Annotated in this window: 12 protein-coding genes; 2 read left to right on the plus strand and 10 right to left on the minus strand. The window is 34.2% G+C overall.

What is annotated here, in order from left to right; genetic code table 11:
- Positions 1–232 precede the first annotated feature (232 nt).
- From CHSO_RS20300 to speB, 4 genes are all read right to left on the minus strand, one after another.
- Positions 233–844 carry an alpha-ketoglutarate-dependent dioxygenase AlkB family protein gene (locus CHSO_RS20300; protein WP_045500178.1) on the minus strand — a complete coding sequence of 204 codons (612 nt, stop codon included), beginning with the start codon at positions 842–844 and terminating at the stop codon, positions 233–235.
- 60 nt (positions 845–904) lie between these two features.
- Positions 905–2,179 carry a toxin-antitoxin system YwqK family antitoxin gene (locus CHSO_RS20305; protein ID WP_045500181.1) on the minus strand — a complete coding sequence of 425 codons (1,275 nt, stop codon included), beginning with the start codon at positions 2,177–2,179 and terminating at the stop codon, positions 905–907.
- A gap of 134 nt (positions 2,180–2,313) precedes the next feature.
- Complete coding sequence (locus tag CHSO_RS20310; RefSeq protein WP_045500184.1) at positions 2,314–3,156, minus strand: bifunctional helix-turn-helix domain-containing protein/methylated-DNA--[protein]-cysteine S-methyltransferase; 843 nt, start codon at positions 3,154–3,156, stop codon at positions 2,314–2,316.
- A gap of 69 nt (positions 3,157–3,225) precedes the next feature.
- Positions 3,226–4,086, minus strand: a complete 861-nt coding sequence (speB, locus tag CHSO_RS20315) for an agmatinase (protein ID WP_045500187.1) — start codon at positions 4,084–4,086, stop codon at positions 3,226–3,228.
- Positions 4,087–4,491: 405 nt separating this feature from the next.
- On the opposite strand from speB, the gene CHSO_RS20320 reads away from it, so the two are divergent.
- A complete protein-coding gene (locus CHSO_RS20320; RefSeq protein WP_045500190.1) occupies positions 4,492–5,151 on the plus strand; it encodes an HAD family hydrolase in 660 nt (219 codons plus the stop codon).
- A 111-nt stretch (positions 5,152–5,262) separates the two neighbouring features.
- On the opposite strand, the gene CHSO_RS20325 is transcribed toward CHSO_RS20320, so the two are convergent.
- The 6 genes from CHSO_RS20325 to CHSO_RS20350 all read right to left on the minus strand — a co-directional run bounded on the left by CHSO_RS20325 (position 5,263) and on the right by CHSO_RS20350 (position 12,690).
- Positions 5,263–6,657: a decarboxylase gene (locus tag CHSO_RS20325; protein WP_045500193.1), complete on the minus strand. Its 1,395-nt coding sequence runs from the start codon at positions 6,655–6,657 to the stop codon at positions 5,263–5,265.
- 122 nt (positions 6,658–6,779) lie between these two features.
- On the minus strand, positions 6,780–7,655 hold the full coding sequence (locus CHSO_RS20330; RefSeq protein ID WP_045500196.1) for a tyrosine-protein phosphatase: 876 nt from the start codon (positions 7,653–7,655) through the stop codon (positions 6,780–6,782).
- A 302-nt stretch (positions 7,656–7,957) separates the two neighbouring features.
- Positions 7,958–8,605, minus strand: coding sequence for a thiamine diphosphokinase (locus CHSO_RS20335; RefSeq protein WP_045500200.1), 648 nt, complete (start codon positions 8,603–8,605; stop codon positions 7,958–7,960).
- Positions 8,595–9,164 carry a cob(I)yrinic acid a,c-diamide adenosyltransferase gene (locus CHSO_RS20340; protein ID WP_045500203.1) on the minus strand — a complete coding sequence of 190 codons (570 nt, stop codon included), beginning with the start codon at positions 9,162–9,164 and terminating at the stop codon, positions 8,595–8,597. Before CHSO_RS20340 ends, CHSO_RS20335 begins: the two co-directional genes overlap by 11 nt.
- Before the next feature lie 193 nt (positions 9,165–9,357).
- Entirely contained in the window at positions 9,358–11,775 is a 2,418-nt protein-coding gene (locus CHSO_RS20345; protein WP_045500206.1) for a TonB-dependent receptor plug domain-containing protein, read from the minus strand.
- 330 nt (positions 11,776–12,105) lie between these two features.
- Positions 12,106–12,690 carry a hypothetical protein gene (locus tag CHSO_RS20350; RefSeq protein WP_144428997.1) on the minus strand — a complete coding sequence of 195 codons (585 nt, stop codon included), beginning with the start codon at positions 12,688–12,690 and terminating at the stop codon, positions 12,106–12,108.
- A 176-nt stretch (positions 12,691–12,866) separates the two neighbouring features.
- On the opposite strand from CHSO_RS20350, the gene CHSO_RS20355 reads away from it, so the two are divergent.
- A complete protein-coding gene (locus CHSO_RS20355) occupies positions 12,867–13,358 on the plus strand; it encodes a DinB family protein (RefSeq protein ID WP_045500212.1) in 492 nt (163 codons plus the stop codon).
- Positions 13,359–13,402 lie beyond the last annotated feature (44 nt).

Raw genomic sequence — 13,402 nt, forward strand, 5'->3', positions numbered from 1 at the left:
AGATGATTGCGTTAGAATCTGCGTGATTTGCTCAATCTGTGAGAGGTTTTTATTCTTCAATGGTCCTGAAAGTAAGGTTTACTCTTGGGGGGTTTTGTTAGGGGAAGCAGCCTTGTCAAGGTTTAAAACCTTGACAAGGCTAATGAGAATAAACTGTAAGATATTTTTAACTGCAGATTTTCACAGATGATTATGGTAAAACCTGCATAATTTGCTTACTCTGTGTGAGCTTTTATTCCTCAATCGTTCTGAAAGTAAGATTTACTCGTGGAGTTGTTACTTTTGTTGTGGGTGGAAGCCTGTGAAGCCAATTATCCTGGGTAGTTCCTTTCATAATCAGTAAGCTTCCGTTTTCCAGGAATATTTCAACCTTTTCTTTGGTTGTTTTGTGCTTAAATAAAAACTTTCTTTCTGCTCCGAAAGTAATAGAGGCAATGGCTCCATGCTTTTTCAGATCCGTTTCTCCATCACTGTGATAAGCCATTCCTTCACTACCATCATGGTATAAATTAAGCAGACAGGAATTATAGGTTTCTCCTGAAACTTCCTCACATTTTTGTTTTAATTTCAAGAGCTCAGGAGTCCATGGTTTTGCATATTTTGTTCTGTTGGAATAAGTATATTCAAAAGCTTTTTCTCCAAACCAGGCTACTTTTCTTTTGGTTAGAATTAATTTTCCGAAAACCACAGCTTCATCATGCTGCCATGGAATCTGATTGAAAAGATAATCGTAATAAATATCAGTCTCTTCTTTTGAAAAGATCTTTCCATAGTAATGAACGGTTCCGTCATGCGGAAGTATGTTTATGGGATAATCTGAGAAATCTTCGAACAAGCTGAGCATCTTCTTATTTTTTATAAAAGGTAAAAACTATTTTATTAACAGGAAGCCTTCAGAAGGGCCTTATTCCTTTATTTTCTTCAGTTTTAATACATTTCTGTATCTTTCTGTGGAATATTCCTCAATCATATCATCAGTGAGATGAATCCTTTCTTCGTCAAAACATTTAGCATCATTTATCCACATAATTTTTCCTTCTTCATCCCATCTTTTATCAATCAATGGATAGCCATCTTTATAAATATATTCGTATTTTATATATTCTTCTTTTGCCACAAAAGGCGAGGCATTTTCATCTATTTCACGTATTGAAAAGTAATATATCCACTTGTTTATCCTTTTACCAAGTGCATAATTCCCCAAAATACACAAATCACCATTATTATACCAGTATTTATATTCACCATCCTCTACATCATTGATATAAAATACTTCTGCTCTTTTTCTGTCATCAGGATAAAGAAAGGTAACCAAACCGTTTTTGAAATGTTTTTTGAGTAAGCTGTCCGGATTCTTTTGTAAATAATCCCGTTTGCTATAGGCATTCCAGGTATCGTAATAATGATTAAACTGCCAAGGATACAATATTTGAGAAATACGCTCCATATCCATTTTTATTTCTGATTCCTCTTCCGGAAAAAACTCAATAATGGCAAACAGAGGTTCTATTTTCAGGTTTCTGTAAGCACAAAGCTTGTGGTGACCGTCAAGAATATATTCGTGGAAATAATTATCTTCTTCATATTCTCCCTTCAGAATAACAGCAAATGGTCTTGCTCCTGATAAGATAAGATCTGTATAATGTTTTACAAGATCTCTATCCATTTCTTTTTCAGATTTCCAGGCAATAAAAGGATATTCGTATACATTAAAATGACATGTATCTTCGTAAACAATATAGGGATCATAGCTATAGATAAGATTTTGTGATAATTTCTTATCATACTTCCTGATCTCTTCTTCCACGTCTTTTCTATCAAGCCTATCTTCTCCAAATACAGCAGAATTCTGATAAACAGACCATGCTTTATCTTCAGAAAAACTTAATTTATAATTTCCATTTTGCATTAATCCTAACAGGGGTTGCAAAGCTTGAAACAACTCTTCTACTCTATCCGTATAATCTATATTAAAATTGACCCTCTCAAGTGCTCTATTAATACGGTTCTGATTTTCCTGGGTTATAGAAAACAGTACCATATTTTCATCCCCCGGATCATCACAGTCATCCCATAAAAAAAGAGCAGGTTCCTTTCCTATTGTCAGGCATTCACTATATTGATTGAAATCATATTCAAGGGCGATTAACCTCTTGCCATTTGTAATTTTAAAATTCATGGAGCTTGTTAAAACAGCATTTCTTTAAATGCAATACCTTTAATCAAAGATAAGATAAAACATAAATTCCTGAAGGGTTTTTATCAATAAACAAAACAGAGTCAATAGAAATAATATTTTATAAAAAATGAGTTTTATGAATAGATCTGTGAACTCTCCCAGCCCACAATCATCTGTTTTCTATCGCTTCCCCATCGGTAACCACCCAAATGTCCCGTAGATTGGATCACACGGTGACAAGGGATAAGAAATGCCACAGGATTATTTCCAATAGCTGTTCCCACAGCTCTAGAGGCATTAGGGTTTCCTATTTTCTCTGCAAGACTACCGTATGTGGACAGTTTTCCCATAGGAATGGTTAATAAGCTTTCCCAGACTTTTAACTGAAAATCGGTACCTTTTAAATGAAGTTTTATAGTGTTGAGCTTTGTCCAGTCTTTATCGAATATAGACAAAGCGTTTTTCTGAAGCGTGTCCTGATTCTCAAAAAAAGAAGCATTAGGAAATTTATACTGTAAATTCCCTAATGCTGTTTCTTTGTCGTTTTCAAAAGCCATATAGCAGATTCCTTTCTCTGTGGAAGCTACCAGGATATTTCCAAATGGGCTTTCTGAAAAACTATAATTAATAACAAGACTTTTTCCTCCGTTTTTATATTCAGCCGGAGACATTCCTTCTATTTTTACAAACAGATCATGTAATCTGCTTGTACTGGAAAGTCCAGTTTCATAAGCGGTATCAAAAATGCTTGCTTTTTCTTCCTTCAATAAATTTTTAGCATGTTCAAGACTGATGAACTGTAAAAATTTTTTCGGACTTGTTCCTGCCCAATCTGTGAAAATCTTCTGAAAATGGGCCGGACTCAAGTGAATATTTTCTGCCACTTCCTCCAAACTTGGCTGAAGTCTGAAATTGCTCTGGATATACTCTATCGCTTTAGCAATTCTGTTGTAATCTATTTGACTTTGTGTGGACATTTTACTCTGTTTTTATCTCACAAATTTCCAAAGAATACATGACAGAAAAAATCCGATTCTTGCGGAATATTAGTTATTGTTGTTATAAATATCGTTATAAGCAAGCATTTTGTAATATAGCTTAGCCGCAAGGAAAGCTGTTGGCTTAGCCATTGGAGAATCCATTAATTCTACAATATCAAATGCCACGACGTTACATTTTTCGAATACTTTTCTCAATAATTCCAGTGTTGGATACCATTGTAATCCACCTGGTTCAGGAGTTCCTGTAGAGGGTGCAATAGAAGGATCAAAAGCATCAAGGTCAATCGTAATATAAACGTTTCCTGAAACTTGTTCCAATACGTCATTCACCCAATTTTCGTTATTGGCAATCTCGTGAGCAAAGAATACTCTTCCTTCCGGTAAATATTGAGCTTCTTCAGCATCCATAGAACGGATTCCCACCTGAACTAGGTTATGCTTCTGGTTAGCTTCAAACACTGCACAAGCGTGATTTGAAGTAGAACCATGGAACTCAGGACGTAAGTCTGTGTGAGCATCCAATTGAAGAACGGTAAGGTTTTCAAACTTCTCTCCTACTGCGCGGATAGAACCAATAGAAACAGAGTGCTCACCACCAAATAGAGTGAATACTTTTCCTTCATTATTCAAAAGCTCTTTTGTTTTTTGGTAAACAGCTTCTGTCATTGCTTCAGGAGTTGAATTTTCAGAAACTTCTCCAGCTAGATATACTCCCTGAAGATAAGGTTCAGTTTGAGTTTCAATGTCATAAAGTTCCATGTTTTCAGAAGCGTCTAGGAATAATTCAGGACCTTTATCAGCTCCTTTTCCCCATGTTGAAGTTCCATCATAAGGAACTGTTACCAACATTACTTTCGAATTCTCTAACGTTGCGTTTTCCTCGGGAATTCCTGCGTATGTTCTCATGCTTTATTTAAAAATTTTAGTATTGTAATTGATGGCAAAGATACGAAGAGTTTGTGAGTTGTAGAATAAGAGTAAGTAGAGTTTGTGAATGATAATTACCGGTTAATCCGAACTCAATAGTAAGTATTTTTATATCTCTTAGGAAGCTGCAGGCTGAAATAAGGAAGTCATGAAGCGCAAAAGAATAATTTGAATTCAATTTTATTAACATTTTTCAATTTATTTATCCTAGTTACAGTAAAATTTACGCTACAATAACTTCCAGCTTCCCTCTTCTGGCTTCCTGCTTTATTAAACTTTATTTCCTATCTAAAAAATCAATCGATTATAAACTGACACTCCCCTAACGACCTATTCACTTTCCCCTTTCAACTCAATTTCCTATTTTTGTGAAAAACTTAGAATATGTCTTTAAAAGCTGTTCTTTTCGATATGGATGGGGTAATTGTAGACACCGAACCATTGCATAGAAAAGCCTATTTCAAAACGTTTGATGAATTGGAAATTGCAGTTTCCGAAGATTTATACACTTCATTTACCGGAGCTTCCACCAAAAGGGTTTCAGAAACTCTGATTAAGGAATTTAATTTAAATCATACTTACGAATCCATTGCAGGAATCAAAAGGTCTCATTTTAAAGATTATTTTTATAATGATGATGAGTTTGATCTGATTCCCGGAGTAAGAAACCTTATTCAGCATTACCATGAAAATGGTATCAAGCTTATTTTAGCTTCTTCTGCTACCATGACGACCATCAATATGGTGTTTGATAAATTCGGATTGGAAAAATATTTCAGCGGAAAGATCAGTGGTGCAGATTTAAAAGAATCAAAACCTCATCCTGAAGTATTTCTTCTGGCTGCTGAAATGGCTGGCGAACCTGTTGAAAACTGTATGGTGATTGAAGATTCTACCAATGGAATACTAGCTGCACACAGAGCTAAGATATTCTGTGCTGCGTATAGAAGTCCGCATTCTAAAAATCAGGATTATACATTGGCTGACACCGTGGTTTCGGATTATGAAGACCTTGAACTGGATAAAATTTCAAAATATTTTTAACTAAAAAAGCTCTCAGAATCTGAGAGCTTTTGTTTTGTATCAGTTTTGGCCAAAGCCAATTGTTATTATTTTTTGTAAACAGGCTAAAGCCCGTTTCTATTGATAGTAGAATTATTTGTAACCAAGAAGTCTCAATACATCTTCAGGTTCCTGTTTTTCACGGAAAATTTCATACTGTAACTCACCATTTTCATCTTTCTGAATCAGGACGTGTCTTGGCTGAGGCATCAGACAGTGGTGTACTCCACCGTACCCTCCAATAGTTTCCTGATAAGCTCCTGTATGGAAGAATCCGATATACAGAGGCTTCGTATCGCTGAAAACTGGCAGGTAAATAGCATTCGTATGTTGCTCGGAGTTATAATAATCATCTGAATCACACGTCAGACCACCTAAGAATACTCTTTCATAAGTATCTTCCCAACGATTTAGTGGAAGCATGATAAAGTGTCTTGAAATCGCCCATGTATCAGGAAGCGTTGTCATGAAAGATGAATCAATCATATTCCACTTTTCTCTGTCGTTCTGACGTTTTTGAGAGATGATTTTATAAAGGTTTGCTCCACTTTCTCCAACGGTAAAGCTTCCGAATTCAGTATAGATGTTGGGTTCTTCTACTCCCTCTTCTTCACAGAATTTTTTGATCTGAGAAACGATTTCTTCTACCATATACTGGTAATCGTAATCAAAGTTCAAAGAAGTTTTAATTGGAAATCCACCGCCAATGTTCAATGAATCTACTTCAGGAGCAATTTTTTTCAAACGTGCATAAACACGAAGACATTTGTATAATTCGTTCCAGTAATATGAAGTATCCTTGATCCCCGTATTGATGAAGAAGTGAAGCATTTTCAATCTTGCATTCGGGTGTTCTGCGATCTTTTGGCTGTAATATGGAATGATGTCTTTATATCCGATTCCTAATCTTGAGGTATAAAATTCGAACTTCGGCTCTTCTTCAGAAGCAATTCTAATCCCGATGTTGAATGTAGAATCTATACTTTCTGTAAGTTTATCCAATTCACGGTAATTATCCAGAATCGGAGTAATGTTTTCAAAACCGCTGTTAATCATATCTGAAATCTTTGTCAGATAATCATCCGTTTTGAATCCATTACAGATCACTTCAATGTTTTTATCTACTTTCTCTTTTTCATAAAGAGATTTTACAATATCCATATCATAGGCAGAAGACGTTTCTATTGAAATATCATTCTTCAAAGCCTCTTCCAATACAAAATTGAAATGACTGGATTTTGTGCAATAACAGTAGGTATAACTCTTTTTATATTCAGTTTTTTCAAAAGCTTCTTTAAACCAGCTTTTGGCTTTCTGAATATTTTGAGAAATTCTCGGCAAATAGCTAATCTTTAGCGGAGTGCCAAATTGCTCAACAACGTCCATCAATGGAACATCGTGAAACAACAAATTGTTCTCAGAAACATTAAATTCCTCCGTAGGAAAATATAACGTCTGATCAATAAGTTCCGAGTATTTTATTTTCATTTCTAAACAAGTGAATTAAGAAATGCAAAATTGCTAAAAAAGTTTGATTTTTAGATGTTAAAATTATTATAATTTTAAATAATCCCCCAATATTATGGTTTATGAAAATTTACCCCTGATAATCAGTGGGTAAACTTTTGAATATATTGCGCTCTTTTAACCTCAGAAATCCCCAATACCTGCTGAATATAAGCATCTATAGAACCATATTTTTTATTGATCTCTTCAAAAGCTGCATCAAGATACCTTTTTTCTATCCAACTTAGCTTTTCCAGAACCTGTAAATCCATTTTCGGATATAGGAAATGTAAGTTATTGGCTAATCGTAATCTTTTCTCTACCAAAGGCTTTCTGAAGTTGTTGGATAAGAGATATTCATTATAGATAGTTTCTTTGTCAAACTTCAATATCATCAGGATTAAGGCGGTAACAATTCCTGTTCTGTCTTTGCCCGCAGTACAGTGGTAAAGAATCGGTTTTTCTGATTCCATAATCTCCGTAATAATCGTTTTTATGATCTCCGGATTCTCCGTAACGTATTCACGATAGAAATCGATCATTCTTTTGTCGGCATCAGAAGCATTTACTTTCCCTTTCAAAACCAACTTTCTTGCTTGTGACAACTGGTCTCCTTCATCTTCAAAAGCAGAATATTTTTTATAGGTGATCCCATTTGGAATTTGATCCGGACTCTGAGAAATTTCTTTTGAATTTCTTAAATCTATAACTTCTGTTATCCCTAATTGCCCGATCTGATCAAAAGATTTCTTTTTAAGCTTATGAAGATGTGCACTTCTGTAGAATATTCCTTCTTTTAAAGTTCGCCCTTCAGTATTTTTAATATTGCCTACTGCACGGAAATTGTGAACTTTTTTGATTTCAAATACTTTTTCCGCTTCATTTTTACCATATTCCGGGGTTTCAAAATGTTGTGTTTTACATGAGAATATACAACATAATGAAAGGATAGTAATAGGTATTTTGATTAATGTATTCAATAGTTTTTTGGTTTACCACAAAAGGTACGAAAGTTTATTTTAAAAACACTTTAGTTCATTTAAGTAAGCTTAAAAATATTTTGTAAAAAGAAGTACACTTAAGAAGGAAATCAAAAATTTTCAGAACTTAAGTATACTCCTCAAACAGTTAGTAGTCACTTAAAAAAGCTTAAGTGTTCTAAACTTTTTTGACTTTTGTGGTTTAAGATTTATTTTAAGTTTTAGCTAAAGCCAAAGGACATTATTTCATTTTTATTAAACAGGCTAAAGCCCGTTTCTATTGATAACGATCTTTTAGATTATTAATAGATCGTTGGATATTCTATTTCGTTTAACCCTACAAAAAACAACACATCTCCAGATTCATATTGTACAGAAACGTCATCCTCAATCGCGAAATTACGGGTTCCTATCCTTGAGACAATACTCAAACTTCCGTTTGTTAAAGGCCAGTTAAGGCCTTTAGTTGTTATATTATTCACTGATGGAAAAGGATATAGAGAAATCATTTTATTCTTTACACCTTTCAACTTAAAATCGTTAGGAATAAAATAATATTCGGAAAACTCATCATAGAATTTAATTTTCATACGGTCTTTGAAGGCATAAGCAACCGTTAGATTCCCAAGAAAATGATCCTGTTCTCCTCCACTTCCGCCAAAAACATCAACTTCTAAAAACCCTTTTTCTAAAATAATTTCCAACGCCTTATGAAAATCTGTTTTATCCTGATCTAAAGTAAGAATAAATTTATCCTGATACATATCTTCATCTGATCCGGAATGGGAATCAAAATCACCGGAAATAAAATCCAGTTTATATAAAGGAAAGCCCATTGTTTTAAGATAGTGAAAAGCACCATCTGTACAGGCTATCAAATCATAATTTTCAGGATGAGGTAAAGATTTCGGAGCATCTCCGTTGATGAAAAGTAATACTTTATCTCTCATTCGGGTTCCAGTATTCTTCTGGTTCGTTGTTCAGTTTTGAAATATATCTTGCCAATACGAAAAGATAATCTGATAATCTGTTTAAATATTTAATGAGTTCCGGACGCACTTCTTCAGCTTCATTTAAGAATACCAATGAACGTTCTGCTCTTCTACAGATAGTTCTTGCTGCATGTAAAAACGTTGCTGATTTTCCACCGCCGGGAAGAATAAAATACTGAAGGGGTTCCAGTTTTTCATCAAAAGCATCCATCCATTGTTCCAATTCTTCAATTTCCGTTTCTGAAATAATAATGGGAAGACGTGATTTTCCGTTTGCCAACATCAGTTTATCTACTGGTGTAGCTGCTTCTGAGCCTACCGTGAATAAATCAAACTGAATTTTCTTCAGTTGTCTCAGCACTTCTTCATTTTCAATATGACTTTTTGCTATTCCGATGAAAGAATTCAGTTCGTCTATATTTCCGTAGCTGTCCACTCTTGCACTGGCTTTGGAAACTCTTGTTCCGCCGTATAGCGCTGTTTGCCCTTTATCTCCTGTTTTTGTATAAATTTTCATAGTACTAAAATACCTTTTTTTGGACAATGTGAAAAGTAAAATTTAGTAATAACTTCCTATTCCATATAAAAATAATTAACTGACATTAATATCTAATGTCAGTTAATATTTGGATATACAAGTTTATATCTTTTTGAGATTACTTTGCCTTTATTAAGAATGGTAACACAAATACCAACCTTTTATTTACAGATTAAAAAGTATAATTAACATTGAGCTGAAAGGTTGTTCCGTTAAATCCAAACTGATTGACCTCCCAAGGATATTTGAATCTTCCTCCAAGATCTGTTACTACATCTCCTTTGCTGTCTATTATATCCGGATAAATATTAAATAAATTATTTACGACTCCGGAAACTTTAAGGTCATTCGTGATTTTATATGTTAAAACGATGTCTGTAACTACCTTACCAGAAAATGTCTGATCTTTGGCAGGATCAGTGGCATGCTGCCAAGTAACAGAACCAAAGTAAGTATTATTAAGATTAAAGTTAAACTTTGAAATGTCATACGAAAGACTAAGAATAGTTTTTGTTTTTGGCCTTGCAGAGGTAATTCTGGATTGTTCTTTTCTATCAAAAAAGTTTTCTGAGTAACCATTTTCAGCCAAAATAGGTGGAACGGCAATATTATCTACTATTTTAGTTTCGTTATAATTGAAAGCAGCAATAATTCCCAATCTTCCTTTCCCAATAGCGGAAGTATAATTAGCGACAAAATCTACTCCCTGAGTAACTGTATTTACCGCATTGGTGAAAAACTTCAAGGAGGTTATTTTATTATTGTCTAATATTACTTCTACAGGGTTGGTTGTATCCGGATTCCCCGGAGCGCCGGTTTTGTAACCTATATCTCCTGAGAAAAGGACTCTGTCTTTAATTTTTATTCTATAGTAATCTGCTGTAATAGTAAGGTTTTTAAAAGGTTTCACAGCAAATCCCCCAGTAATGTTAAAGGCTTTTTCAGCATTTAATTTTGGTACCCCAAGATCTGATCTTACAATTTGAGAGTCATTATTAAAAGTACCCTGATTAGCTACCGTATTCCCTGTAATTTTGGTTTGAACATTGGAATAATAAATTTGGTGTAATGAAGGCGCCCGAAATCCTGTAGAAACAGATCCACGGAAAACTAATTTATCATCTAACAACTTATATCTTGCATTTCCTTTCCAGGAAACATTATTTCCAAAATCACTAAAGTTTTCATATCTCACAGTTCCTCCAAGCAACAGGTTTTTCGTAACATCCCATTCAGCATTAATATAAGCACCCATATTTTGACGATTTTTATTGACTTCATTTTGAGGCTGCAGCCCTGGAAATGATTCTGCACCAGTGCCTATATAGGATGCTTCTTCTCCTGCCTTTGCCTGATAGTTTTCATTGCGTACTTCAACACCTGCTCCTAAAACAAACGTACCAAAATTTCGGTTGATATCTATATTTCCTATAATATTACTAAACTGATGACCACCTGCTTTAAAACGGGTTGGTGAATTTGCACCCAAAGATGTATTAATGGTATTTCCTACAACATAATCTACTGCATTAGAACCAAAGGTTGCACTCCCATCAAAACTCCATTTTCCAAACATGCCTTTCCAACCGGAGGTTAAATTATAATCATAAACATCTGTTTTAAATTCTGGTTGAAACCCATTATAAGGCTGTCCTTTTGGAGTTAATAAACCAAAATCTGAAGTTACCCAATAAGGTGTTCTATACAAACCATAACTAGTTCCATTCCTATAAGTTGTACCTCCAAAAGCATAAAATTTACCTGTTTCACCTGTTGGCAACTCAAAATTCACAAACATATTGGCAACTTTTGTCTCCGGTTGCCCTATAGTCATTCCTAAACCAGGATTAGCTTGCGTCCAGGCGTTCTCTACTCCAAAAAGCCCATCTTTTGTAGTAGATCCCGCACGGTTCGTTTTATTTTGGGAAGAATACCCCAATGTAAGGTTCAAACTTCCATTTTTTGCAACTCTGATTCCTGTATTAAAATCTGCTCCGATATTAAAGCCGTCTCCTTTTGAAGTAATCCCTGAAAAAAGATTGACTGTACTTTTTCCAACGCTGTTCTTAAGAATAATATTGATCACTCCTGCAATAGCATCAGAACCGTATTGTGCAGACGCACCATCTCTCAATACCTCTACATTCTGTAAGGCAGCAGATGGAATACTTTTCAGATCCGTACCTACTTCACCTTTTCCCGGTGTATCATTTACATAAATTAAAGCACTTTGATTTTTTCTTTTCCCATTAACCAACACTAATGTTCTGGAAGGCCCTAACCCTCTTAAATCTGCGGGATCAAAGTGAGCCGTTGCATCAGAAACAGTTTGCTGTGATGAATTAAAAGAAGGCACAGCATATGTCAAAGCTTTATCAAAAGTAACCTGTCCTGTGGATTTCAGCTGTACAGCTGAAATATTATCAATAGGAATTGCAGAGGTAATTATGGTTCTGGGTTTAGTTCTCCCCGTAGTAACCACAACTTCATCTATATTGTTTTCTTTTACAGTTTCCTGAGCATATGCCATAGTACCAGCTCCGCTTAGCACTAATGCATAGATTTTTTTTTTAAAGATTTTCTTTTTCATGTCAAGTATTAATAATTAAATAAATTTAGAAAAAAATTAAACACAAAACATAAAAATACAATATATGATGAAAATTTAACCACAAACTAAGTAAAAACATTATTGATTTACAAAAACAAGAATTGATTTAAAAAGTATAAAGTTGCTTATTCATAATCTAAAAAAGAAACACAGCAACAACTTTCTATTCTATACGAAAAATAATTAACTGAAATCACAAATAAGCATGATTTTATTTTTTCTGACGAGTAATTTCAATAGGTTGAAATTGCTTTACCTATGGCTCGCAATGACCATAAAAAATGGCCGGCAAAAGCCGGCCAATACAAATTATTTATTTACCTCTACGTATTGTATGATGGTCTGATTTTTTGGGTTGTAGATAATCGTACTACTCTTAGGAAATCTTTTCAGCTTATAATACTGAATACTTTTATCGGTTTTAATGTCTTCTAGAAAACTAGTATCAAAGGTATTATCAGGAAGAAATTTTGAAAGAAGGGTTATTTTACTGATGATGCTTTGTCCATCAATTTTTCTTGCTGTTTTATCTGATTTTCCTTCATCTGAAGTAACCTGCTTTTCTAAAAAAGGAAGTACTACAGCGATGTCTGCTTTGTATTTAAAGATATAGGCTTCCGTACCTGTAGGAAGTTTTATTCTTTTCCCTTTTTCATCTGAGATCATATCAGATCCGGCATTAGGAAAAACAGTATTGAACTTCACATCCTCAGAGTTAGTCAATGAATTAATAGATTCGTTCACTGTTTTTTTAACAGTCTCTTCTACCGCCTCCTGCGCTTTCTGCTGTACTTTGTCCTTGGTTTCCTGAACCGTCTGGTCTATTTTTTCTTCAATTTTATTGCATGATACTAATAAAAAAGTGGCCATAACAGGCAAAATATACTTCTTCATAATTCTAAATAATCATTTTCTTTTTATTAATATACTTCTCTTAAACGGAAAAGTAGTCTTCAATATTTTAGCAAAGAAATAAAATATTTTTTCAGCAGCAAAAATCCTACTGACAAACTGTTGTCATCACCTGCTCTTACCTTTGTATCAACAATAACAAACAAAAACGATACATTATGACAACTACAGCAACTGCAACCAAGCAATTCATGACTACTGAGCAATTATTAAAAGATTGGCAAGGGCACAGAAACCTGACAAGAAGAGTAATTGATGCTTTTCCTGAAAAAGAATTATTTGAATTTTCAATTGGTGGAATGAGACCTTTTTCTAAAATGGCAGCGGAACTTCTTAATATTGGTGGAGTTGCCCTAAAAGGAATTGTTGAAAACAATATGGAAGCATACAGTGAGGAGGGGATTAATCCAAAAACTAAAGAGGAAATCCTGAAAAAATGGGATGAAGAAACTGAGGTAATCAATCATTATTTCAGGCAAATTACTGAAGAACGTTTTCAGGAGACTTTTAATTTGTTCGGACAATATGAGTTCCCGGTATATGAGAATATCCTTTATTTCATAGACAATGAAATTCACCACCGTGCACAGGGATATGTTTATTTAAGAGCTCTAGGAATTGAGCCACCTTTCTTCTGGGAGAGATTCTAATAAAAACAATTTAATAAACCATTTCATCTATTTACCAATAAAAG

The organism is Chryseobacterium sp. StRB126, from assembly GCF_000829375.1.
GTDB lineage: Bacteria > Bacteroidota > Bacteroidia > Flavobacteriales > Weeksellaceae > Chryseobacterium.

Bases quoted from the DNA above. Each gene is read 5' to 3' on its own strand.
- CHSO_RS20300 (WP_045500178.1), bottom strand. From the start codon at position 844: ATGCTCAGCTTGTTCGAAGATTTCTCAGATTATCCCATAAACATACTT.
- CHSO_RS20305 (WP_045500181.1), bottom strand. From the start codon at position 2,179: ATGAATTTTAAAATTACAAATGGCAAGAGGTTAATCGCCCTTGAATAT.
- CHSO_RS20310 (WP_045500184.1), bottom strand. From the start codon at position 3,156: ATGTCCACACAAAGTCAAATAGATTACAACAGAATTGCTAAAGCGATA.
- speB (WP_045500187.1), bottom strand. From the start codon at position 4,086: ATGAGAACATACGCAGGAATTCCCGAGGAAAACGCAACGTTAGAGAAT.
- CHSO_RS20320 (WP_045500190.1), top strand. From the start codon at position 4,492: ATGTCTTTAAAAGCTGTTCTTTTCGATATGGATGGGGTAATTGTAGAC.
- CHSO_RS20325 (WP_045500193.1), bottom strand. From the start codon at position 6,657: ATGAAAATAAAATACTCGGAACTTATTGATCAGACGTTATATTTTCCT.
- CHSO_RS20335 (WP_045500200.1), bottom strand. From the start codon at position 8,605: ATGAGAGATAAAGTATTACTTTTCATCAACGGAGATGCTCCGAAATCT.
- CHSO_RS20340 (WP_045500203.1), bottom strand. From the start codon at position 9,164: ATGAAAATTTATACAAAAACAGGAGATAAAGGGCAAACAGCGCTATAC.
- CHSO_RS20345 (WP_045500206.1), bottom strand. From the start codon at position 11,775: ATGAAAAAGAAAATCTTTAAAAAAAAAATCTATGCATTAGTGCTAAGC.
- CHSO_RS20350 (WP_144428997.1), bottom strand. From the start codon at position 12,690: ATGAAGAAGTATATTTTGCCTGTTATGGCCACTTTTTTATTAGTATCA.
- CHSO_RS20355 (WP_045500212.1), top strand. From the start codon at position 12,867: ATGACAACTACAGCAACTGCAACCAAGCAATTCATGACTACTGAGCAA.